This is a genomic window from Paraburkholderia sp. FT54, assembly GCF_031585635.1.
Classification (GTDB): domain Bacteria; phylum Pseudomonadota; class Gammaproteobacteria; order Burkholderiales; family Burkholderiaceae; genus Paraburkholderia.
The window spans coordinates 347,863-369,227 of the sequence record NZ_CP134196.1; the positions used below are offsets into that span (position 1 = coordinate 347,863).

The following is a 21,365-nucleotide window of genomic DNA, read 5'->3' on the forward strand; positions in this document are numbered from 1 at the left end:
CTTTCGACCCGCTTGCCCATTCCACGACAGCGACAAATGATCGCCGTTCGCCAACACTTCGGCCCAATTTCTGTCGGCCAGCAACGCACACTCATCGCCCCCGGCAAGCTTCATTTTCCCGCCAAGCCTTTTAAATAAAGGCTTTCGAGCGCATGGCCCGGATGATGCAAAAGATCTCGCAACAGTGTTGGAAATCGAAGCGAGGCCAGCCATGAACACGAACCAAACCAGCAGCGAAAACAGCGAAGACCGCTGCGACGCCGCGTCCACTATCGACCTGCCGATCGGCGCGCATCTGGTCACGCAACGTCGCGGTTACGAACACCACGGCATTTATGTGGGCAATGGCCGCGTGGTTCATTACTCGGGCTTTGCGAGTTCAGCGCACCGCGGCCCGGTTGAAGAAGTGGAACTGGAACGCTTCGCCGCCGGCCATCCGCTGTCGATTCGCCCGACTCCGTCCGCCCGCTACGTCGGCGACGAAGCCGTGCGCCGCGCGCGCTCCCGTCTCGGCGAAAACCACTATCGCCTGCTGACGAACAACTGCGAGCACTTCTGCGCGTGGTGCCTGCTCGGCGAAAGCCGCAGCGAACAGGTGCATTGCTGCTTGCGCCATCCGCGTACCGGCATGCATGCGCTGGTGTGCCTCGTGAAGGCTTTCGTGGAAAGCAGCGCGAAGGGCGCTCACGGTTCCGCGCAGTTCGCGTGAACCAGCGACACCGAATTTCAGTGACCCGTTTCAGTGACTCGACATTCAAGGATTCAAGGAGAACATCATGGCTGCCGCAGAAAAGACCTTGCATTGGGCCGTGGACAAATGGCTTGCCCCCACTCCGTCGATGCCCGCACGCGTCGTGCAGTTCTGCCACCGCGCGTCGCAACATCAGCGCTACGTGTGCGTGGAAGCCTTGCGGCCGACCGGTCTGCTGTCGATCTTCTTCTTCCGTCATGACGACGGTTCGTGGAATGTGTTTCCGCCGCAAGCGGAGCGGCCCGCCATGAACGGCCATCGCCGCGCTTTGCTCGCTGCCTAATTCCGCGTCTGCACGAGCGCTTCCTTGATGATCCACTGATTGAACAGCAGCATCGCCGGCGTCATGGGTTTGCCCTTCAACCATGTCAGCCAGTAACTGCCAGCGTGAACCTCCACTTCGAACGGGCGGACCAGCCGGCCTGTGTTGATCTCGTGATCGAACATCAGTGCGGGCGCAAGCGCGATACCCGCGCCCTGCATCGCCGCTTCCACCATCAACCGCGACGAATCGAACACCGGTCCGCGAATCGGCCGCGGCGCAATGCCGGCGGCGCTGAACCAGCTCATCCAGTCATCGGCGCGATAGGAGCGCAGCAAGGTTTCGTCGGCGAGATCCTCCGGTTTCGACAGACGCGCGGCGATCTCCGGCGTGCATAGCAGCGCGAGCGGCGCATCGAGCAGCCGGGTCGCGAGCGAACCAGGCCACGTGCCGTCGCCGAAGCGGATCGCGAAGTCGAGACCTTCGGTGGCGAGATCGACCAGGTTGTTGTTCGTCAGCAGCCGCAGTTCGACGAACGGATGCGCGTCGCGAAACGACTTGAGGCGCGGCATCAGCCAACCTACCGCGAAGGTGCCCACCACGCCGACCGTCAGCACCTCGTGAAAATGGCCGCCTTCGAATTGCTTGAGCACGGCCTCGATCCGATCGAACGCGTCGGTCAGCACGGGACGCAGCGCGAGGCCTTCGTCGGTCATGGCGAGGCCGCGCGGCAGACGCTTGAAGAGCGCCGTGCCTAGCCTCTCTTCCAGCGTCCTGACCTGCTGGCTGACGGCAGCCTGGGTGACGTTCAGTTCGAGCGCCGCGCGCGTGAAGCTCAGATGCCGGGCGGACGATTCGAAGGCGCGCAGCGCGTTCAACGGAAGGTACGGTCTCATGGCGAAGGCATAAGATTTTCTTGTGAGTTGGCTAACTTATCATCGTTTGTCCTCGTCGTCGTGGGCGCAGTTGCTGGGACAGCGACGCACGCGACGCGACGCAACGCGACGCATGGCCGATGCATCCCGCGGCTATCGCCGCCGATGCCCCGTCGAAGTATGCGACACTAGGGCCACACCGAAAGGAGGCAACAGCGAATCGGCCTCGATGGATGCGGTGAGAAGTTGACTGTCCATGGAAATGCTCGACACTTTCTGCCGACGTTCGTCCAGGTAAGCCGTCGGCTTGTTCAACTACGCATCGTTGCCCTTGATTCGGAGTCCCCTATGTCTGTCTTTGTCCTGGCATTGCTGATCGGCGTCGTGGCCGGCCTGCGCGCGATGACCGCGCCCGCCGCGGTCAGTTGGGCGGCGCATCTGGGCTGGTTGCCGCTGCAAGACACCCCGCTGGCTTTTCTCGGCTTCACCGCCACACCGTATGTCTTCACGGTGCTGGCCATTGTCGAACTGATCACCGACCAGCTGCCGAAAACCCCTAGCCGTACGGTGCCGATGCAATTCGGCGCGCGTCTCGTGCTGGGCGGGTTGAGCGGTGCGGCGATCGGCGCGGCGCATGGCGCAGTGGGGAACGGGTTGATCGCGGGATTGATCGGCGTCGTGATCGGCACCGTGGGCGGCGCGAGAGTTCGCGGCGTAATGGCGCGTGCGTTCGGACGGGACCAGCCGGCTGCGTTGATCGAAGATGCGGTGGCGATCGTCGGTGCGGCGTTGATCGTGATGGCGTTGCGATGATGCGATTCGGCGAGACGCAGCGCGCCTCGCCGAATCGGCACGGACAGTCTAGCCGGCCCGTGCGATACGTGAATCGACGGATGCCCGCGGCGCGGGTAGGGCACTCATAGGCGCGGTGGCGGGAATCGGCTTGCCGCGTACTAGCAAGCCCAGCGTCTTCACCGCCAGAATCGCGATGATCACATTCGCCGCGATGAACAGAACCGGCGCGGCCCATTCGACCGGCCCGGTCGCGCCTCGTTCGACCATCCGAAGCGCCATCGTCGGCAGGGCGGCGACGCCGAAGCTGAAGGCCCAGTACGCCGGCACGAAAGCCTGTTGGCGGATCCACGGCAGCAAACGCAGGAGCAGCAGAGCCTGGTACAAGCCGTAGCCGAGCAGCACCAGGGCGAACAGGTCAGGCGTGCCGCTGCTCAGGCTCAGATAGGTCACGCCGCCCACCACCGGCGGCGCCAGCTGGATGCCGAGCACCGGGCGCAATGCGTCGGGCAGCGGTTCATGCACCGCCGCGCGGTGCAGGATCAGCGACTCGATCGCGAGCCACGACAGCAAACCCGCGCCGAAAAACAGTCCGCCCAGTTGATGGAAACCGAAGGCGACCGAAGCCGTGCCGGCTACGAAGCTCGGCGCCACCGTCGGCAGATAAATGGCTGGCGTCACCAGTTCAGGCTTGCGGCCACCCTGCCAGAGCCGTCCACGCAGATACACACCGAGCGCCAGTTGCGCGACCACGGCCACGCCGAACAACGCGAGCGCCAACGCGTGCGCGTACGGCTGCAGAAGCTGCGCGGCCAGCAGGCTCGAAACGGGGCCGAGCGCCGCAAACGACGATTGCACCGGATGCTGCATTTCCGCGCGCGCTTCGGCGGCATGCGTCAGCCACTTTTGCCCGTAGGCCGCCAGAATCACAAACCACACGACGAGCGCGGCCACAGTCATCAAGTCGCCCGCGGCGGCCGGCAGGTGCCAGAGCCCGATCGCCACGCGCCACAGATTGGCGAACGCCAGTGCGCCCACGGCGATCCCGAAGAAGGCAACTGGAATCGTCCCACGATTGCTGTTCATCACCGATCCTCCGAAAGTTGCGTCGCGCTCCGCTGTTCCGGCTCCGCGCGATCGATGACGTACTGTAAAAGGCGGCGGCAAAACGCTGAATGCTGGGCGCGCTCAACAAATCGCGCGATCGTCTCAAGATGCAACGTGCCATGTCCGGCAAGTCTTCGCGCGGTGGCTTCAGGTCATATCTCGGATTCCGCGAAGATTCCCCGTCAAAGCGCCCGTGGCGGGTATGACAGCCCGGCGTCATGGCGTAAAATTTCGGCTTCCCTATGAAGTCATGCCAACCATGCCAACACCTGCGGACAAATCGAACACGAAGGAAAGCGAGGGTGTTGCCGTCATCGATCGTGCTTGCGCCATCCTGTTCGCCTTCCGGCCGGACGACGCCGCGCTCACGCTCGCCGAACTGGCGGCGCGCACGGGGCTTTACAAGAGCACGTTGTTGCGGCTCGCGGGTTCGCTGATCCAGCACCGTCTGCTGCTGCGTCTCGACGACGGCCGCTATCAACTCGGCTCCGCCACCTTCATGCTGGGAGCGCTGTATCAGCGCAGCCTCAACCTCGGCGATATTCTGGTGCCGCTCATGCGCGAACTCGCGGAAACCAGCGGTGAAAGCGTGTCGTTCTACGTACGCGACGAAGCGGTGCGGGTGTGTCTGCATCGGGTGGATTCGAAGCATGCGGTGCGTTTTCACGTGCGTGAAGGCGACGTGCTGCCGCTGGAAAGCGGTTCGGGCGGTCATGCATTGCTCGCCTTCGACGGCATGCCGGGCGCACCGTACGACAGGATTCGCGAGGACTTTTACTGTGTGTCGATCGGCGAGCGCGACCGGGAGACGGCGGGTGTTTCCATGCCGGTATTCGGCGTACGTCAAAGCCTGCGCGGCGTGCTGACGCTGGCGGGTCCGAGCTCGCGTATCGACCAGGCGTTTCTCGAACGCAATCTCGGCGCGCTGTTCGATTGCGCCGCGCGCGCCACCGACGCCTTGGGCGGCGATTCGCGCGCCATGCGCAACGCGCAGCGGCGCGCGGCCGAAGTTCAGGACAAGTAGTTCAGGACAAGCAGCTCAGGGCAGGTGGTTCAAGGCAAATGCCGCTCGGGCTTGCCGGTGTACGTGTAGGCCATCTGGCGTGGCATCGGACCTTTGTTGCGCTCCTTGCGTCCGCGCTGTTCCCATGCATGCGACAGAATGCCGACCGCGCGCGACAGGCAGAACACGCCGCGCGCCAACTCGGGCGCAAAACCGAGTTCGGCGTAGATCACAGCGGTGGCGCCGTCGATATTCATCGGCACGGGCTTGCTCTTGCGGCCCATGAGCAGCGCTTCGATGCCGCGTGCGATCGCGGCATAGCGTCCGCTGATGCGCTCCGCACGCACGTTCTCGTCCACCAGCGCGAGAAGCCGCGGCGCACGCGGATCGACCGGATGAAAGCGATGCCCGAAGCCAGGCAGATATTTGCCGTGCGCCGCGATGAAGGTATCCACGCCTTGTTCGACGGCGTCTTCCAACGCGGCGCCCGCTCGCATGCGCGCATCGATCGCGTCGTACAGTTCGACCGCCTGCTGACCCGCGCCGCCGTGCACGTCGTCCAGCGCGTTGATCGCGGAGGCCATCGCGCCGTTCAGCGGTAAGCCGCAACTAGTCGCGATCCGCGAGATCGCAATCGACGGCGCGTGCGGCCCATGATCCACCGACGAAACCAGCGCCGCTTCGAACAGACGTGCCTGCTCGACGTCGGGCAGTTCGCCGCGCAGCATCAGCCAGATCATCTGCGGAAAGCTGATGTTGCCGATCAATTCCTGGATCGGGAAACCGCGCACGTTGATCGAGCCCGGATGAATGTCGATGATCGAGGTGCTCCAATAGTCGGCAGCGAGCTTCGCTGCGTCGAATGCCTGCGTCATGTTCAGACCACTCCTTCGGCGCGTAGTTGGTCGATCTGCGCGTCGTCGTAACCGAGCGCGGCGAGTTGTTCATGTGTGTGAGCCGACAGCACCGGCGCGGGTGTAGTCGGCGCCGTATCCGCGTCGTGCAGACGAAAACCCGCGCGAGTCACGCGCTGGCGGTCCGTGTCGGCATCCGCGGCAAATTCGCGGATGAAGCCGCGCGACTCCAGATGCGGATGCGCGAGAATCTCCGGCACCGACATCACGCGGCCGGCCGGCACGCCTGCTTCGAAGAAACGTGCTTCCCAGTTCACGGCGCTGTCGTGCGCGAGTGCCGCTTCGATCTCTGCTTTCAGTGCCACGCGATTCAGTTTGCGAGCGTTGCGTTCCGAAAAACGTGGATCGTCGAGCAGATCCGCGCGCCCGATCAACTCACACAAGCTCGCGAACTGTTTGTTCTCGTTGGCGGCGATATTGAGCGGGCCGTCGCCGGTTTTGAAGGTGCCCGACGGCGCGGCCGTGAAGTTCTCGTTGCCCATCGGCGTCGGCGTGACGCCCGCATTCAGGAAGTTCGAGACGACCCAGCCCATGGTCGCGAGCGTGGCTTCGAGCATCGACACGTCGAGCATGCGGCCGTGGCCCGTGGCGCGCGCGTCGAGCAACGCGGCGCAAATGCCGAACGCCGCGGTAAGACCGCCCACCGTGTCCGACACCGGGTAGCCGACGCGCAACGGTGCGCTCTCGGCGTCGCCGGTCACACTCATCACGCCGGAGATGCCCTGGATGATCTGGTCGTAAGCAGGCCGCTTTGAAAACTCGCCGTCCATGCCGAAGCCGGAGATCGCGCAATACACGAGGTTTGGATTGACCTCGCGCAGCGCGTCGAAATCGAGGCCGAGCCGCGTCATCACGCCGGGCCGGAAATTTTCGACCAGCACGTCCGCGGTTTTGACGAGCTCGCGCAGAATCGCCTTGCCGCGCGGGTCCTTCAGATTGAGCGTAAGCGACTGCTTGCCTGCGTTCACGGCGACGAACGAGGCGCCCATATTGCGCGCCGACGCGTCCTTGTCGGCGCCCAGGCGGCGCGCCAGATCACCGCCTTCCGGATGCTCGACCTTGATCACTTCGGCGCCGAGCAGCGCGAGCTGATATGCGCAAAACGGACCGGCCAATACATTCGATAAGTCCAGTACGCGGACTCCAGCCAACGGCAGCGTCATCTTTAAAGCCTCTTGTTCAAATGCGGTTCAATGCGAAATTTCGTCGAGATTACGATGGTTGGTACGCGGTCCGAAGATGCCGATCGCGCCCATCACCATTACCATCGACGCGCTGATCAACGCGAATACACCGCTCACGCCGAAGTGACGCAGCGCGAACGCGATCATGAAACCGGAGAACATGGCCGACAGACGCGACATCGAGTAGACGAAGCCGACGGCGCGCGCCCGCAAACGCGTCGGGAAGAGTTCGGTTTGATACGCGTGATAGCCGACCGAGAGCAGCGTGCCGGACAGCGTGATCAACACGCCGAGCGTCATCAGCATGGCGGGCGAGGTTTGCGTCGCGAACAGGCTGCCGAACACGGCAATGCCGAGCGCCGACAGCACGATCAACGTCTTTCGTTCGATGCGGTCCGCGATTGCCATGCCGATCAGCGGCCCGAACGGATTCGAGACCGCGATCACGAACGAGTACAGCAGACTGTGCGTGATGGTCACGCCTTTGGAGACGAGCAGCGTCGGCACCCATGAGGCGAAGCCGTAGAAACCGATCGACTGGAACAGATTGAAGACGAGCATCGTGATCGCGCGTTTGCGATACGGCGGCTGCCAGATTTCTCGGAACGCAGCCTTGGTGGTTGCGGGTTCGACGGTCGGCACGGCGGGCGGCAGAGGCTTGCCGTATTGCGCGGCGACTTTCGCTTCCAGCGCCTGCAGCACTTGCTCGGCTTCGGCGGCGCGCCCTTGTTGCGCGAGCCAGCGCGGGCTTTCCGGCACGCGCCGGCGAATCGCCCACACCACCACCGCACCCAACGCGCCGATGATCACGACCCAGCGCCAGCCGTCGAGCCCGAATGGCGTGAGCGGCACCAGCCACCACGCAAGGAACGCGACCGACGGCACCGCGCTGTACTGCACCAGATGCACGAACGCGAAGGCACGACCGCGCAAATGTTTGGGCACGAGTTCGCTGACGTACGTATCGATCGTCACCAGCTCGACGCCCACGCCGATGCCGGCAATCAGGCGCCACAGATTGATGGCGGGCGCCGTGCTTTGCAGCGCCATGATGAGCGTCGCGGCGGAGTACCACAGCAGCGAAACGGTAAACACCGTCTTGCGGCCGTAGCGGTCGGCCATGCCCGCCAGCAAGAAAGTGCCGATGAAGAGCCCGGCAAACGACGCCGCCACGAACGCGCCAAGACCGGACACGCCGAAGAACGACGCGGTCGTCGTCGAGTAGACGCCGCTCTTGACGAGGCCGGGGCCGACGTACGCGGTGAAGAACAGATCGTAGAACTCGAACCAGCCGCCGATGGACAGCAGGAACACCAGCATCCACACCGCACGCGTTGCGGGCAGGCGGTCGATGCGCGCGTTGACGCCGGGCGCGGGCCCCTGCGCGTCGGCGCTTGACTGGGGCGACGCACCGGACGCGTCGATCGGCAGGCTTGCCATGAAATCCTCCTTCGGATGGCTCTCGTCAGTGACGTTCTGTTGCGCAGAACGACGTTCTATTTAAAAGGTGTGCCGAGAGTAGTCGGTGTGGCGGACGCCAGGAATCCGGGGTTTTACCTAGAGAGGCTGTTTTACGCGGCCATGCGCTCGAGCATGGCCAGCAGCGTGTCGAAGGAAAGCGGCTTACGCGCGTATTCAATGTGGGGATTCGGCTGCACGGGGATATCCGCGGCCGCGCTGCACAGAATGATCGGAATGGCGCGCAGATCAGGATCGGCGTTCAGCGCCGCGCACAATTGCATCCCCGACATGATCGGCATCATGCAGTCCGACAAGATGATGTCGGGCCGGGTCTTGCGTATCTGTTCGAGCGCGGCGGCCCCGTTCGACGCCGTCAGCACGGTATAGCCGTGCCGCTCCAGCAGCAGCCGCCAGACCGTGAGGATGTCGAACTCGTCGTCCACGACCAGAATGGTTTTCATGGGCTTCTAGGTATTTCGTCCCGGCTGTAGCGTGACCGACAGGCCGCCCGGCGAATGCAGGCTGGCGGGGCTCCCCGAGTTTTCGATCACGTCGAGGCCCTGAGACGAAATCACCAGCTCGCGCAAGGATGTGTCGTGGGCGCTTTCGCGCTGCTTGACCACGGAAATCATGCGCTGCAGACCCGTTTCGGTTTCGGCGTAACGCAGCAGCATGAGGTTCTCGGTCAGCGCCGAAACGCGCACGCTCTTCGCGTGGCCAGGGGCCGCGTAAAGCGGCAGTTCTTCGGTCAGCAGCGTAGTGACGCAGGCTTCGCGAAGCTGGTGTAGCAGCGCATTCAGGAACAGGCCAAAGCGCTCAATGCGCAACGCGGAATCGCGGAAACCTTCCACACCGTCGATCACGATGCGCGACGCGCCGATGCTCTTGACCGTGGCGAGCGCGGTGGCCGCGAGCTCGTCGACGGCGAGTTCGATGGCCGGTTGCCACTGGATCACGAGCCGGCCGTCCTCATACGCCTCGGTCAGGCCGATCGACACGGCCTCGGCTTTGCCGACCAGCCGCTGCGGTCCTTCGTAAAAGCCGAGGTAAACACAGCGTTCGCCGCGTGCCACGCCGGCCGCGAGAAATTGCAGACACAGCAGCGTTTTGCCGACGCCCGATGGCCCGATCAGCGTAGTCGTGGAGCCTTGCGCAAAGCCGCCGCCGAGCAGGCCATCGAGGTGCGGCAAACCGAAACCGAGGCGCGTTTTCAGATCTACCGGACCCGGAGGGGCGGCAGACTGCGCTTCCAGGCGTGGGAACATCAGGAGCCCGCTTTCGGCAATGCGGAAGAAGTGCTTGCCCATCAGATGATTGCGCGCGCGCATCTTGTGGACTTCGATTTCGCGCGCGCGGCGCATGCCGTCGTTGTAACGGTTCAGCTCGATCAGACCGTCGACCAGCGTATGTTCCGGATGCGGCTCGTTGCCGGAGAGCGGGGCGAGCAGCAAGGTCGTGCAATCCATCGCCGCGACCAGCGCATTCAACTCGTGGATGAACTTGGACAGCGATAGCTCGGTTTCGCTGAATTCACGCGCGCTGCGAAAGCCGTCGATGATCATGAGGCTCGGGCGGTAATCGTAAATGCTCGAGGCAATCAGCTTGAGGAAGCCGTCGAGACCGTCCTGCATCAGTTCGTGATAGCCGGAGACGAACAGCATCTGCTGCGCGACCGCCTTCTCGTCGAAGAAGCTCAGACCCTTGAGATGCCCCAGCAGCTTGTCGTGCGATTCGGCGATCAAGGTCATGTACAGCACCTTCTCGCCCTGGCTTACGCGATGAAAACCAATCTGGCTCGACAGAATCGTCTTGCCGGCGCCGGCCATGCCTTCCAGCAGATACACGCCGCCGCGGACCAGACCGCCGCCCAGGATCTCGTCGAGACCGGGGACGCCCGTTTCCACATTGGATCGGGAAGATGCCTGAGATTCGTGGTTAGTCATTGTCGAAGTGCCGTTCAAAGTGCGGAGAAGCGACGGTTCGCGGATGAACCGCCTATTGCTCAAACTTACTGCTATCAGCAATCCGCGTTCCCGCTCCGGGGCGGCGACGCTGCGCGTTGGCATGGGATGCGGAGGATTCTACCTGGCGGCGGCGCGCTTGGCGAACGGCACGTGGGGCGCGCAATGCAAGGGAGCGGGGCGGCGCGTTGCCGACCGCCGGCATGGCGGCGAATTTTTCAACGTGATGTAAGCAGAGGGGATTCAGACGCCGCCTCGCGCATGCGACCGTGCAAAGCTACACGTCATGCGCGAGGCGGGTACAGGGAAACGGGCCGACGACCCGCTCCTGACTCAGCTACAGGCGAAACTGTTTGCGGCGGTGAAGCCGGTCGAGCAGGCGTCGTCGATCGCGTTGCATAAGCCCAATGTTTATATCGACCTGTCCGGCTGGTCGTCGAAGTCTTTTTCGCCCGAGTTGCTTCGTCACGCCAACACGGTGCTGAAGCGCAAGATGCTGTTCGGTTCGGATTTCCGTTGATTCAGCCGGACCGCTGGCTGGAGGATTTCAAGCAGGTTGGTTTCAGGGAAGAGGTGCAGCCCTTGATTCTCAAGCAGAACGCGATCGGCCTGCTGGGGCTTCAGAAAGACAGCTGAGAGGGTGGGTGGTTAGCAGGGCAGATCCGCCGCGCACGGCAGAGGCGTTTCGCCGTATACAATTCGGCAGCGCCCGATTTTTGCCTGCTTTCCTGCCCAATACCGACCTGATCCAATCCATGCCGAATCCGACCCGGGCCTTCCTTCTCGGCCCGCTCCTGAAAGGCGTTTCACGCTCCTTCTATCTCACCCTGCGCGTGCTGCCCGTCGGGATGCGCGATCCGATCGGACTCGCCTACCTGCTGGCACGCGCGGCCGACACCATCGCGGACACCGCGCTGATCTCGCCGGACCAACGCCTCGCGTTGCTGTTGTCGCTGCGAGATCAGGTAAACGGTGTAGCGGACGACGGCGCGCTATTCCAGCGGATGGCCGCCGAAGTGGCTGGGCAGCAGATCCAGTCGGACGAGAAGATCCTGCTCGAATCGCTCGGCCCCGCGCTCGACGTGTTGTCGCAACTGAGCGAAGCCGATCGCAGCGCCGTGCGCGAGATCGTCTCGACGCTGACCGAAGGCATGGAGTTCGATCTGCGTACCTTTCCCGATGAACGTTCCGGCCAGATCGCGGCGCTGCGCGAATACGACGAACTCGACCGCTATACATATCTCGTGGCGGGTTGCGTCGGCGAATTCTGGACCACGATGACTTACGCACACATGCCCGGCACGCTGAAGGAGCGGCCCGAGACAATGGCGCGGCGCGGCGTGCGGTTTGGCAAGGCACTGCAGATGACCAACGTGCTGCGCGATTGCGGCAAGGATTTGCGGATCGGCCGCTGTTACCTGCCGCAGACCCTGCTCGAACGATATGGTCTAAGCGCGCGAGACCTGCTGTTGCCGGCCAATTCGGTGCGCGCCCGGCCGCTGATGGTCGAGCTGCTGCGCAAGACACTCGATCATTTCCGCGAAGCCCTCGACTACACGCTGGCGATTCCCGCGTTTTCAGTGCGCTTACGTCTCGCGTGTTTGTGGCCGATTCTGATCGGCCTTGAGACGCTGCTCCTGCTCGTGGACAACGACGCCTGGCTCGATCCGCAGAAAGTCTCCAAGGTGCGGCGCAATAAGGTGTATCAGATCATCGCGTCGTCGCTGTTGCTGGTGCCTTCGAATGGACTGGTACGCAACGCTATCGAACGGCGAATCAGGCAGATCGAAGCCCGGCTCTGAGGGTTATGAAGCACGCAGTGTGTGGGAACGTACCGAATAAAAAGCCGGTGAACCGTAGTTTGGCGGACAAGCCCTTTGTCCGATCCAGATTCATATGGCGCTCACCGGCAAACACCATTGCGACACGCTCGACCTGATCCGCGCATTAGCGGCAGGCGCGGTATGCGTGAGTCATCTGCGCAATCTCATGTTTGTCGACTACCGTGCGAGTACTGGAATCGGGCTGGCCGGCAAGGCGTTCTATTTCCTCAGTAACTACGGCCACACTGCGGTAATCGTGTTCTTCTTGCTGAGCGGCTATTTCGTGGGCGGTTCGGTGTTGCGCCAGGTCGAGTCCGGAACATGGAGTTGGCAGCGCTATCTGACCGAGCGCCTGTCGCGGCTGTGGATCGTGCTGATTCCTGCGTTGCTGTTGACGATGTTCTGGGATCGCCTGGGCATCGCGCTCGTTGGCGGTCCGTTTTATCTCGGGACCGAAGGTACGTTCGATCAGCAGATCAACGTGGCATCGCATCTCGGCTCGGCGACGCTCGCCTGCAACTTCGCGTTCCTGCAGACCCTGGCGTGCGGCACGTATGGCTCCAATGGACCGCTGTGGAGTCTGGCTAACGAGTTCTGGTACTACCTATGGTTTCCCGCGTGCTTCGTACTACTACGTCGGCGCCGCGGGTTCGGTGCCGTCGCCGCGGCTGCTTTCGCACTCGCGACGATGATTGCGTTTCCGTCGCTGCTGAACGGCTTCGGACTGTGGCTGCTCGGCGTCGTCCTGGCGTTGCTGGAAAAGCGTTTTCCAGCGCGCGGCGTTCGTACAGGTTTGCCGTGGTTCACGCTCGCAAGCGGGGCGGTTTTTCTCGCGGCACTGGTGTGCTTGCGCTTGTTCCTGTGGAGCAATGATTGGCTCGTCGGCGTACCGTGTTTCGTCTTCCTGCGTTGCATTCTCTGGGAAAACGTTCGACTGCGTCCGGCACCCCTGTCGCGTATCGCGGTTCTGTTTTCCGGGTTCTCCTATTCGCTGTATCTGACACACTTCTCGTTCATTCTATTCGTCGCCGCGGTCGGATTCGGGCACCGTATCCAGTTCGATGCACGCGGCGCGCTGGTGCTCGCGGGCATGCTTGCCGCCTGCTACGTGTATGCGTACGCGGTGTACCTGCTGTTCGAGCGGAATACCAAGCGCGTTCAGCGGAGCATTCAGAAGTTCCATTTTCTACGGGCAAGACCGGATCCAGTCACGCCGCATAACGGATCGCGCGGAAGCGTGACCTGATTTAATCTGCATCACGGATTAGCCATCGATCGGGAAACCCCTAGGACCGTGCATCCATGGTTCGCGTTAGTCTCTTCAAAAGAGGAGACGAACCATGAGACAAGCGTTCAATATTGCCGTGGTGCTGTTGCTCGGCTATCTGATGGCGGATAGGGCGCTGATGCGCGCGCAAGCCGGGGAGATGGGGACAATAACCTGTCACCAGGGCGCGGAGATGGTCAAGTCGAACGCGCTGAAAAAAGGCTTTGGCGATATCGGGGCGAGCAGCCAGGGCGAGAATTTCCTCTCGAGTTGTCTCGTCACCGGGCGCGGTCAAGTAGGCGATCTGGTCGCGCGCGACTGACGCTGCTCGCCGGCCCACTATCTGAGACCTGTGCGTAGTCCGACATTGCGGGCGCCGTTTCGATATTGACAAAGGCGCAGCCAGGCAATGCGCCAATAAAAAGCGCCCGGACCGTGAAGGTCCAGGCGAAGCCATCGGGCGTCCGATGACGGAGGTAAGGAATACAAAACTGGCCCGTGATCGGGGATGCTCGGTCGCGGGCCAGTTCGTTTTGAATCGTGGCGCACCTGTTTTTGGTGCGCTGGGCGCCTGGTTGCCGCAAAGACTTTGCGTCTATGAGTTCCACTCGCCGAATAGCTGGTTACGGTCGGGTTACTGCCTGACTACCGCGCGGCTGCAGTTTAGTTGCCGAAGTAAATCGACTTCGAGCCGTTCGCCGGAACCTGGTTGCCCGCTTGCGAAGCGCCGCTCACCACACCACCGTAACCACTTTCCGCTGCCTGCGCGGTGCCGTTCTGACGGGCGACGCGCGCTTGTGCGGCCTGAATGTCGGCCGGGTAGTACGGGTCGGAGAGGCCCGGGTGATAGCCTGCCTTTTCAAGTTGAACCAGTTCCGCGCGCACCTGAGCGCGGGTCACAGGCTGGTTGGACTGCGCAAACGAAGCAACGGGAGCGGCCAATACAGCGGCGACGACAACAGCTTGAATGAGCGATTTCATGATGAACTACCTCCAATTCGGTTTTTATCTTGCTACGAACGTTCTGGTTCGTATTCAGTGATTGCCTTGTAGTTTTGCGACCTGGAGAGAGTAATCACCGTTTCAGGTAATGTTTGTTGCTGGATTTGAGACAACCAGTCGGTACTCGGAGGCGTGGTATGCGCTACGACGCACGCGGAGAGCCGTTCTCTCGCCGCGTGCGTCGTCTCGTCCCTGATCGCACCGCTAATCAACTGCCCGAGAAAATCGGACCTTGTCCACCCGGCGTGAATTGCTGGAATACGTCGCTGTGCGACGGAGCCGGCGCCGCTTGCGGACGTGATGCCGAAGCCGTGGCGGGCTCGCGAAGCGTGACAGCGCTGTCCGCGGTGATCGGAACGCTGGGCTTGGCGAGCAACTCGGTCTTTCGCATCGATCCCACCGACGTGCCGAAGTAGTAGCCGATGATGCTGATCCACGCCGTACCCAATGCGCCGACGATCACGTTGACGAGATCCTTGTTCGCGCCCGGCAGCGGCTGGAAGGCCATGAGCAACAGGATGCCGAAGAAACCGGCAGTAACCGCCATCGCAAGGACTTTGGGCACCCAATCCTTGTTGCTGATGCCCATCGCGCGCGCGTCGGCCCGATCGGCGGCCTGGATGCGCGCCATGTCGCTTTCGTGCGCGAGGCTCGCTTGCGCGGCACTGACCATCAACTGTTGCAGCTGCAACGAGTTCGCACTCTCGGCTTGCCGGACCTTCTCGAGTGCGCTGGGGTCGTTCAACGCGAGTTCCACGACGCCGGGATCGCTGGGCGTTCCGAGCGCATGCGAAATGATCGCGGCGGCGGCCGTCACGCCCACGCCGATCGGACCACCCACGAGGCCGGCGAGAAGCGGTGCGCTGCTGCCGATGTTCGACGCTACTTTAGACCAGTCCATCATGCTGCTCCCAGGAGAAGATTAGCGGCCATTCGTTCGGTCCATCCACGGCTGAAATTGGACCATGCATGCAGGTTGCGCAGGTAACGCAAGCGATAAGCGGCAAAGCGCATGACGAACTTCAACGGGTCCGCGCTTTTGACCGCATCCAGTGTGTCCGGGCCGAACTTGCCGTCTTCTTTCGCGCCGGAAGCTTTTTGCATCCACAACACCACGAGGCCGCCGTTGTAATTGGCGTCGAATATCTGGAAGGCTACGCGCGGATCGAGTTCGTCGAGATGCAACGGGTCCCAGTATTTCTGTTTGGCGATCTGTCTGGCCGTATCCAGCGGCAGATCTTTCATGGCGCCCGTATAACCCGCGCTGCGTGCCACGCGTGCCGTGACGCCCCACATCGTTTCGCCGCCAGGGTCATGCGGATTGAAGGAGTAACCGCCTTCATTGCCGATCAGAGCCTTGAACGCCTCTTCGAAACTGTCCATCGCACATCTCCTCTTCAACTGGGTGTTTTACTGCAAGCGCAAGATGCTTCCGGACTAAGCCATCTGCATCGAGATCCATCTGCTATGGCTGGTTGTTCGTCATGCGGTTTGCAACTGAAGTAAGGCGTGCGGATTCGCAACAGGTCTGACTCCGCCATTGGGTTTCGACACGTCCGGGTGATTGCCTCCCTGCGCCGCTCTGGCAACACGCGCCAGATGACTTTCCCGCGCGGACAGAGTCCCCGCGTCGAGTTGCAACGCTTGCGCAAATTTGCGCGAGGCGCCGGGCAGATCGCCTTTGCGATCCAGTGCCCGGCCCCATTCCGCGTAGGAGGGAGCCAGATCGGGGCGCAGTGCGACGGCGCGGGAGAGCTTTTCGATTGCTTCGTCATAGCGGCCGACAGTGACGAGCGCTTCGCCCCAATCGTGCAGGTTGTCGACAGAGTCCGGCTTCATTCTGTCGGCCTGCCTGAAGGCATCAAGTGCTTCGGAATAGCGATTCGCATGCAGGAGCACGTCGCCGAGAAGACGCAGATTTTCTGCCGTCTTCGATTTCTCGCTCGCGCCGGCTCGCAATGCTTCGAGCGCGTCGTCGATGCGATGCTGCTGTTCGAGTGCGATGCCGAGGCTTGCGTGCAGCACCGCCGAATGCTTGTACACCGTCAGCGCTTCGCGGGTCTGCTGTTCGGCCTCTTTCGATAGGCCCTGATTGGCGAGCAGCCACGCTTTGCCGGCGAGCGCCCATTCGCCTTGTTCGGAGGCGGGCAGTGCCAGCACTTCGTCGTAGATCGAGACGATCTCGCCGTAATCGCATTGCGCGAGCGAGCACTTGGTTCTCTGGACTTGCGAATAAAGATGGCTGGCAAGAATATTCGGCTCGGCAAGACGCATGGCTTTGGCCGCGATGTCGTGCACGAACTTTTCCAGGTCGCGTCCTTCGAAAGGCACAGTGCTTTCGCGGGAGTTGAAGGGGCCGCCTTCAATCTGCACATGCGCCACGTAGGAGTCCGCGCTGTCGTTCATCCTGGTGATGCCGACATGAACGACAACGTCCGTGCGTTTAATGACGCCTTTGATGAAGCGCACTGTGGTCGCATACGACATCTCCTGACCAGGGATCTGAATGTCTGGTTGCGCGTCGTTGTCAGTCATGGTGTCGTGCGGAATCGATTCGGCGTCCTGGCCGATCGCTCGCATCGAAGACATGATGCGTTCCGCGAGAAAGCTCGACGTATAGCCGCGCTCCACCAGCGACTGCGGCGTTTCGACGGGCGGCACCAGCAATTGCCGCGTGAGTACGCCACGCACGACGAGGCAGAAAAAGCCGATGGTGAGCACCGCGAAGACCCACGGCAAAACATACGGCCACAATTGCTTCGGGCCTCGTCCGATGAAACCGGCAGTTCGTAACCCGAACGGCACAAGTCCGGCTGAAAAGTGGCGATTTCCCGTGCGATGCTTCGGACCGTTTTCCGCGGAAAAAGAGCGGCTCCGCCAATGCATTGGCCGACGTTGACTCTGCACACTCGACATGACGCACCTCGATTCAGCCGATGTTGGTAACTGCACGACTGCGTGACGTTTATTACGCATCGACCGTGCCATTGCGCACAGTGCCTTATGCAGCGGGCGTGTACGCTATTGCGGCGTGCGTGAGGGCGGAAATGTGTTGCGAGCCGGCGAACGAATGCCGATCGCAAGTTTGCTGGCAGCAGACAGTGGCGGGGAGGGTGCGCCGAGATGAGAAAGGGGGTTTCGATCAGGCGCCGTATCCGCTTCGTCCTGCCGCGCGATCACGCAAATACGGCGTCGTTCATACAGCGGATCCGGCGGCGGACTATTCCGCTACGCGGTCCGCTCCAATGCCGCGGCGCGGTTCAGTTGCCGCCCTTGAACAGGTCTTGCAAACGCGCCGCTTCGCCGCTTTTCTGCGATTGAATGAGCTGCTGGTAGACATCCGCACGCGTGAGTCCCTGTGCTTTAGCAGGGCCGCCGGACATCGAAGTGGTGGAGGGTTGGCCGCCCACCGCGTCGGCTGCTGTCGGTTGAGCTTGTGCTGTACTCTCCGTGCTGGCGTCCTGAGCGCGCGCTTGCCATGTGAACGCGCAAAGCAGTCCGCTTGCAATGATCAGAGCCTTCTTCATGTCCATCTCCTTCAAATCCTCGGCGTCGCCCTCGCGGCACCTCATTGCGGAAGTTCCGCCGGGAGGGCATGCAACAGATGCCGGACAGTCTGACGGAACGCAGGGCGGAGACGGTCACCGGCTTCCTTGTCGAATTCTGCGCAGCGCACCAGAGAGGTGCGTTATCGAACTGCTTCGTGTAGCAAGGAAAGGTGCACGCTGAGGCTTTGTTGTTCGGCGACGGTTCAGAAAGCCGGACTTGTCTCCACCATGTGAAAGAGACGTATAGGCCGTGTGCAAATTCAAGTATTAATCAGCCATCCTGAATGCATACATGGCTTTCTACAAAGAAAATCCGATCAGGTTAATTTAGCCTTACTTCCGTCTTTCATTTTGCACAAAGAAAAATGCCGTTCAGCTTGCGGCTGAACGGCATTCTTTTTAAAGCCGTCTTCTACACGGTCAATCTAGTTCGCTTAAACCGGAGCCGGCCGCCACTTCAACAACCGCTGTTCGACCGCGGTCAACAGATAATCCGCCGCCAGTGCGACCACGGCCAACACAATCATCGCGGCGAACACGCCACTTGCATTGAACGCGCCCTGCGCGGTGGAAATCAGCAGACCGATACCTTGCTTCGAACCGAGGAACTCGCCGACCACCGCGCCGACCAGGGCAAAACCGAAGCTCACGTGCAGGCTGGCAAGAATCCAGCTCAACGCCGACGGAATCACCACCGAGGTCGTCACCTGGCGACGCGACGCACCGAGAATCTGCGCATTCGCGATCATGTAGCGGTCCGCTTCACGTACGCCCTGGAAAGCATTCGCGAACACGACAAAAAACACCATCACCACCGCCAGCGCCACCTTCGACGCCATACCCAGACCCAGCGCAATCACGAACACCGAACCGAGCACCACGCGCGGAATCGAGTTGGCGATCTTGATGTAGAGACTGAATACGTCGGAGAGCAACTTGTTGCGGCCGAGCACGATGCCGCAAAACACACCAGCGACCGAACCGATAATGAAGCCGAGCCCGGTTTCTTCGAGTGTGACCCACACCTGAGTGAGCAGCGGGCCTTGCGAGGTGCCGTTCACGAACCAGTCGATGATCTGCTCGAAGATTGCACTCGGCATCGAGAAGAAGAATGGGTCGATCCACTTCAGGCGCGCGGACAGTTCCCACCCGCCGAGCACGACCACCAGCACGACGATACGCAGCGTGATCACCAGCGCCTGACGCTGCCGGATGCGTTTTTGCGCCACCCGTTCGACATGCGCGAGCGATGCGGCGTCGATGCCCGAGGGCATCATCTGTTGAGGGGTAGTAGACATGTTTGCCGTTCCTTGATTAACCGATCTGCACTTCTTCGCGCAGGTCGTGCCAGATCTCGCGCGAGATTTCGATGAAACGCGGCTCGTAACGTATCTCCGACGTGACGCGCGGACGCGGCAGATCGATTTCGTACACCTTCTTCAGCGTCGCCGGGCGCGCGGTCAGCACGAATACGCGGTCGGCGAGCGCAATCGCTTCTTCCAGATCGTGCGTGACGAACACCACCGAGCCAGCGCCGCCCCACAGTTGCAGCAGCTCGTCCTGCATCAGCGTGCGGGTCTGCATGTCGAGCGCCGAGAAAGGCTCGTCCATCAACAGGATTTCCGGCCTGTTGATGAAAGTTTGTGCGAGCGCCACGCGCTTTCTCATACCGCCCGACAGTTGATGCGGATAATGCTTGCCGAACTTGTCGAGACCCACGCGGCGCAGCCATTCGTTCGCTTCGTCATACGCGGCGGACTTCGAGCGGCCGCGATACAGCGGACCTGCCGCGACGTTGTCGAGCACCGAGCGCCACGGGAACACGGCGTCGGCTTGAAACACGAAACCGATACGCGGATCGATGCCGTCCACCGGCGCGCCCATCACGCGCACTTCGCCCGTGGTGGGCTTCAGCAAGCCGGTAATCATGCTGAGCGTGGTGGACTTGCCGCAACCCGTGGGGCCGACCACCGCCACGAATTCGCCGCGCGCCACCGACATGCTGAAGTCGCGCAACGCGATCGTCGCCTTGCCATCCGGAGAAATGAAACGGCACGATACGTTGCGCATCTCGATTGCTGGTGTATCGCGTGACAGGGGTTGATTCATCGGCTGGTGCCTCACTGTTCTCGTGACGTTGAAAGGGCGTTACTTCGCCGCGGTTTTGACCGGTGCCGACACGTAGTCGTTGGTGTAGGTCTTGGCGAGGTCGATATGCTTACCCTTGACCGATGGATTGAACGCCGACAGGACCTTCAGCACGGTCTCCGGGCCGTCGGCGGGCATCTTGCCGTCCTTCGTGAACATCGGCAGCGACGCCTTCAGCGCGCCGACGTACAGGTCTTTGTTGTTGCCGTAATAGTCCTTCGGCATTTTCGCGGCGATCTCTTCGGCGCTATGCGTCGCGATGAAGTTCAGCGTCTTCGCGAAAGCGTGCGAGAGCTTCGCGGCGTCGTCCTTGTGTGACTCCGCCCACGCGCGCTGCACGTAGAAGCTCGACGCCGGGTAGGTGCCGCCGAGGGCGGCGCGCGTGCCTTCCAGCGTGCGCATGTCGACCAGCACCTTGGCGTCGCCCGTCTTCAGCAACTGCGAGACGGTCGGCTCGGTCGTCATGCCCGCGTCGATGCGGCTCTGCTTGATGGCCGCGATAAAGCTGTTGTCCGCGCCTACCGGCAGCAGCGTGTATTGCGTGGACGGCACGCCCGCGCGTTGCGCGAGGTATTGCGTGAGGAAGCTGGTCGACGAACCGAGCCCGGTCACGCCGAGCGTCTTGCCCTTCGAGTCGGCCATGCTTTTGAAGCTGTCCGCGGCCTTGGTGGAGACCATTTCCACTTCACCCGGCACCTGGCCGAAGATCACCAGCGCCTGGATTTCCTTGCCTTTGCTCTGCAGGTCGATGGTGTGGTCGTAGAAGCCCACCACGCCTTGCACCGCGCCTGCCAGCAGTTCGTTTTCCGCGTCGACGCCGGCTGGTTGCGAGAGGATTTCGACGTCTAGGCCTTCGTCCTTGAAGTAGCCGAGTTGCTCCGTGAGCTTGGCGGGCAGATAGATGATCTTGGTGGCGCCGCCGACCATGATCGTGAGCTTTTCCGCGTGAGCGGCGGCCGAAGCGGCGGCGAGGGCGAACGCAACTCCTGACACAGCGGCAATCTGGCGCAAGGTACGCATGAAGCAGTCTCCTGTTGGTGTGGTCGCCGCTGGGTGTTGCGCGCGGCGCTTTCTGGGTGAATGACGGCGATTATAGAAATTGGAAACCTTCTGGCAGCTTTCTGGACCGTGGGCAAATCATGGGTGTTAACCCGCAACCTCGCCGCAACCTCGCCGCAACCTTACTTCAAACACCACAACGTATGCCGCAAACCACATCGGACGCGCGCAAACCCCTTGTTTTACGGCACAATCGACGGCCTGACTT

Annotated in this window: 22 protein-coding genes and 1 pseudogene; 8 read left to right on the forward strand and 15 right to left on the reverse strand. The window is 61.9% G+C overall.

Annotation, left to right across the window (positions count from 1 at the left end):
• Positions 1-211 precede the first annotated feature (211 nt).
• Together RI103_RS21030 and RI103_RS21035 are read left to right on the forward strand one after the other, a co-directional pair.
• Positions 212-709, forward strand: a complete 498-nt coding sequence (locus RI103_RS21030; RefSeq protein WP_310817354.1) for a lecithin retinol acyltransferase family protein — start codon at positions 212-214, stop codon at positions 707-709.
• Positions 710-776: 67 nt separating this feature from the next.
• Complete coding sequence (locus tag RI103_RS21035; protein ID WP_310817356.1) at positions 777-1,034, forward strand: hypothetical protein; 258 nt, start codon at positions 777-779, stop codon at positions 1,032-1,034.
• Here the strand turns inward: RI103_RS21035 and RI103_RS21040 are convergent.
• Positions 1,031-1,909, reverse strand: coding sequence for a LysR family transcriptional regulator (locus RI103_RS21040; protein ID WP_310817357.1), 879 nt, complete (start codon positions 1,907-1,909; stop codon positions 1,031-1,033). The genes RI103_RS21035 and RI103_RS21040 overlap by 4 nt on opposite strands.
• Before the next feature lie 327 nt (positions 1,910-2,236).
• Here RI103_RS21040 and RI103_RS21045 point away from each other — a divergent pair, with 327 nt between their 5' ends.
• Entirely contained in the window at positions 2,237-2,701 is a 465-nt protein-coding gene (locus RI103_RS21045; RefSeq protein ID WP_310817359.1) for a DUF4126 domain-containing protein, read from the forward strand.
• 48 nt (positions 2,702-2,749) lie between these two features.
• Here RI103_RS21045 and tehA read toward each other — a convergent pair whose 3' ends face one another.
• Positions 2,750-3,766 (reverse strand): dicarboxylate transporter/tellurite-resistance protein TehA, encoded by a 1,017-nt coding sequence (gene tehA / locus RI103_RS21050; RefSeq protein ID WP_310817360.1) that lies wholly within the window; start codon positions 3,764-3,766, stop codon positions 2,750-2,752.
• 280 nt (positions 3,767-4,046) lie between these two features.
• On the opposite strand from tehA, the gene RI103_RS21055 reads away from it, so the two are divergent.
• The gene (locus RI103_RS21055; protein WP_310817361.1) at positions 4,047-4,811 is read left to right on the forward strand and encodes an IclR family transcriptional regulator; all 765 of its coding nucleotides are present in this window, start codon (positions 4,047-4,049) and stop codon (positions 4,809-4,811) included.
• Between the two features lie 29 nt (positions 4,812-4,840).
• On the opposite strand, the gene RI103_RS21060 is transcribed toward RI103_RS21055, so the two are convergent.
• The 5 genes from RI103_RS21060 to RI103_RS21080 all read right to left on the reverse strand — a co-directional run bounded on the left by RI103_RS21060 (position 4,841) and on the right by RI103_RS21080 (position 10,292).
• Positions 4,841-5,665, reverse strand: a complete 825-nt coding sequence (locus tag RI103_RS21060) for a citryl-CoA lyase (protein WP_310817362.1) — start codon at positions 5,663-5,665, stop codon at positions 4,841-4,843.
• Positions 5,666-5,667: 2 nt separating this feature from the next.
• Positions 5,668-6,867, reverse strand: coding sequence for a CoA transferase (locus tag RI103_RS21065; RefSeq protein WP_310817363.1), 1,200 nt, complete (start codon positions 6,865-6,867; stop codon positions 5,668-5,670).
• A 27-nt stretch (positions 6,868-6,894) separates the two neighbouring features.
• On the reverse strand, positions 6,895-8,328 hold the full coding sequence (locus RI103_RS21070) for an MFS transporter (protein WP_310817365.1): 1,434 nt from the start codon (positions 8,326-8,328) through the stop codon (positions 6,895-6,897).
• A 131-nt stretch (positions 8,329-8,459) separates the two neighbouring features.
• A complete protein-coding gene (locus RI103_RS21075) occupies positions 8,460-8,810 on the reverse strand; it encodes a response regulator (RefSeq protein WP_310817367.1) in 351 nt (116 codons plus the stop codon).
• Positions 8,811-8,816: 6 nt separating this feature from the next.
• Entirely contained in the window at positions 8,817-10,292 is a 1,476-nt protein-coding gene (locus RI103_RS21080; protein ID WP_310817369.1) for an ATPase domain-containing protein, read from the reverse strand.
• A 391-nt stretch (positions 10,293-10,683) separates the two neighbouring features.
• Between RI103_RS21080 and RI103_RS21085 the strand changes: the two are divergent.
• From RI103_RS21085 to RI103_RS21100, 4 genes and pseudogenes are all read left to right on the forward strand, one after another.
• A pseudogene (locus RI103_RS21085) lies at positions 10,684-10,946 on the forward strand (amidohydrolase family protein); the annotation flags it as partial.
• A 119-nt stretch (positions 10,947-11,065) separates the two neighbouring features.
• A complete protein-coding gene (locus tag RI103_RS21090) occupies positions 11,066-12,112 on the forward strand; it encodes a phytoene/squalene synthase family protein (RefSeq protein ID WP_310817371.1) in 1,047 nt (348 codons plus the stop codon).
• A 94-nt stretch (positions 12,113-12,206) separates the two neighbouring features.
• Positions 12,207-13,379 (forward strand): acyltransferase, encoded by a 1,173-nt coding sequence (locus tag RI103_RS21095; RefSeq protein ID WP_310817372.1) that lies wholly within the window; start codon positions 12,207-12,209, stop codon positions 13,377-13,379.
• Between the two features lie 94 nt (positions 13,380-13,473).
• Complete coding sequence (locus tag RI103_RS21100; RefSeq protein ID WP_168789396.1) at positions 13,474-13,722, forward strand: hypothetical protein; 249 nt, start codon at positions 13,474-13,476, stop codon at positions 13,720-13,722.
• 341 nt (positions 13,723-14,063) lie between these two features.
• On the opposite strand, the gene RI103_RS21105 is transcribed toward RI103_RS21100, so the two are convergent.
• From RI103_RS21105 to RI103_RS21140, 8 genes are all read right to left on the reverse strand, one after another.
• Positions 14,064-14,381: a DUF4148 domain-containing protein gene (locus RI103_RS21105; protein ID WP_310817374.1), complete on the reverse strand. Its 318-nt coding sequence runs from the start codon at positions 14,379-14,381 to the stop codon at positions 14,064-14,066.
• 229 nt (positions 14,382-14,610) lie between these two features.
• On the reverse strand, positions 14,611-15,303 hold the full coding sequence (locus RI103_RS21110; protein ID WP_310818527.1) for a hypothetical protein: 693 nt from the start codon (positions 15,301-15,303) through the stop codon (positions 14,611-14,613).
• Positions 15,303-15,785 (reverse strand): glycosyl hydrolase 108 family protein, encoded by a 483-nt coding sequence (locus RI103_RS21115; protein ID WP_310817375.1) that lies wholly within the window; start codon positions 15,783-15,785, stop codon positions 15,303-15,305. Before RI103_RS21115 ends, RI103_RS21110 begins: the two co-directional genes overlap by 1 nt.
• A 99-nt stretch (positions 15,786-15,884) precedes the next feature.
• Positions 15,885-17,318 (reverse strand): tetratricopeptide repeat protein, encoded by a 1,434-nt coding sequence (locus RI103_RS21120; protein WP_310817377.1) that lies wholly within the window; start codon positions 17,316-17,318, stop codon positions 15,885-15,887.
• A 344-nt stretch (positions 17,319-17,662) separates the two neighbouring features.
• Positions 17,663-17,929: a hypothetical protein gene (locus RI103_RS21125; protein ID WP_310817379.1), complete on the reverse strand. Its 267-nt coding sequence runs from the start codon at positions 17,927-17,929 to the stop codon at positions 17,663-17,665.
• Positions 17,930-18,384: 455 nt separating this feature from the next.
• The gene (locus tag RI103_RS21130; protein ID WP_310817381.1) at positions 18,385-19,248 is read right to left on the reverse strand and encodes an ABC transporter permease; all 864 of its coding nucleotides are present in this window, start codon (positions 19,246-19,248) and stop codon (positions 18,385-18,387) included.
• Between the two features lie 16 nt (positions 19,249-19,264).
• Positions 19,265-20,059, reverse strand: coding sequence for an ABC transporter ATP-binding protein (locus RI103_RS21135; protein ID WP_310817382.1), 795 nt, complete (start codon positions 20,057-20,059; stop codon positions 19,265-19,267).
• Between the two features lie 39 nt (positions 20,060-20,098).
• A complete protein-coding gene (locus RI103_RS21140; protein ID WP_310817383.1) occupies positions 20,099-21,118 on the reverse strand; it encodes an ABC transporter substrate-binding protein in 1,020 nt (339 codons plus the stop codon).
• Positions 21,119-21,365: the final 247 nt, after the last annotated feature.

Excerpts from the sequence above, each read along its gene's own strand:
- RI103_RS21130 (WP_310817381.1), bottom strand. The coding sequence starts at position 19,248 with ATGTCTACTACCCCTCAACAGATGATGCCCTCGGGCATCGACGCCGCA.
- RI103_RS21095 (WP_310817372.1), top strand. The coding sequence starts at position 12,207 with ATGGCGCTCACCGGCAAACACCATTGCGACACGCTCGACCTGATCCGC.
- RI103_RS21030 (WP_310817354.1), top strand. The coding sequence starts at position 212 with ATGAACACGAACCAAACCAGCAGCGAAAACAGCGAAGACCGCTGCGAC.
- tehA (WP_310817360.1), bottom strand. The coding sequence starts at position 3,766 with ATGAACAGCAATCGTGGGACGATTCCAGTTGCCTTCTTCGGGATCGCC.
- RI103_RS21070 (WP_310817365.1), bottom strand. The coding sequence starts at position 8,328 with ATGGCAAGCCTGCCGATCGACGCGTCCGGTGCGTCGCCCCAGTCAAGC.
- RI103_RS21090 (WP_310817371.1), top strand. The coding sequence starts at position 11,066 with ATGCCGAATCCGACCCGGGCCTTCCTTCTCGGCCCGCTCCTGAAAGGC.
- RI103_RS21080 (WP_310817369.1), bottom strand. The coding sequence starts at position 10,292 with ATGACTAACCACGAATCTCAGGCATCTTCCCGATCCAATGTGGAAACG.
- RI103_RS21055 (WP_310817361.1), top strand. The coding sequence starts at position 4,047 with ATGCCAACACCTGCGGACAAATCGAACACGAAGGAAAGCGAGGGTGTT.
- RI103_RS21040 (WP_310817357.1), bottom strand. The coding sequence starts at position 1,909 with ATGAGACCGTACCTTCCGTTGAACGCGCTGCGCGCCTTCGAATCGTCC.
- RI103_RS21140 (WP_310817383.1), bottom strand. The coding sequence starts at position 21,118 with ATGCGTACCTTGCGCCAGATTGCCGCTGTGTCAGGAGTTGCGTTCGCC.
- RI103_RS21120 (WP_310817377.1), bottom strand. The coding sequence starts at position 17,318 with ATGTCGAGTGTGCAGAGTCAACGTCGGCCAATGCATTGGCGGAGCCGC.
- RI103_RS21105 (WP_310817374.1), bottom strand. The coding sequence starts at position 14,381 with ATGAAATCGCTCATTCAAGCTGTTGTCGTCGCCGCTGTATTGGCCGCT.
- RI103_RS21060 (WP_310817362.1), bottom strand. The coding sequence starts at position 5,665 with ATGACGCAGGCATTCGACGCAGCGAAGCTCGCTGCCGACTATTGGAGC.
- RI103_RS21125 (WP_310817379.1), bottom strand. The coding sequence starts at position 17,929 with ATGAAGAAGGCTCTGATCATTGCAAGCGGACTGCTTTGCGCGTTCACA.
- RI103_RS21065 (WP_310817363.1), bottom strand. The coding sequence starts at position 6,867 with ATGACGCTGCCGTTGGCTGGAGTCCGCGTACTGGACTTATCGAATGTA.
- RI103_RS21135 (WP_310817382.1), bottom strand. The coding sequence starts at position 20,059 with ATGAATCAACCCCTGTCACGCGATACACCAGCAATCGAGATGCGCAAC.
- RI103_RS21075 (WP_310817367.1), bottom strand. The coding sequence starts at position 8,810 with ATGAAAACCATTCTGGTCGTGGACGACGAGTTCGACATCCTCACGGTC.
- RI103_RS21045 (WP_310817359.1), top strand. The coding sequence starts at position 2,237 with ATGTCTGTCTTTGTCCTGGCATTGCTGATCGGCGTCGTGGCCGGCCTG.
- RI103_RS21035 (WP_310817356.1), top strand. The coding sequence starts at position 777 with ATGGCTGCCGCAGAAAAGACCTTGCATTGGGCCGTGGACAAATGGCTT.
- RI103_RS21115 (WP_310817375.1), bottom strand. The coding sequence starts at position 15,785 with ATGGACAGTTTCGAAGAGGCGTTCAAGGCTCTGATCGGCAATGAAGGC.
- RI103_RS21100 (WP_168789396.1), top strand. The coding sequence starts at position 13,474 with ATGAGACAAGCGTTCAATATTGCCGTGGTGCTGTTGCTCGGCTATCTG.
- RI103_RS21110 (WP_310818527.1), bottom strand. The coding sequence starts at position 15,303 with ATGGACTGGTCTAAAGTAGCGTCGAACATCGGCAGCAGCGCACCGCTT.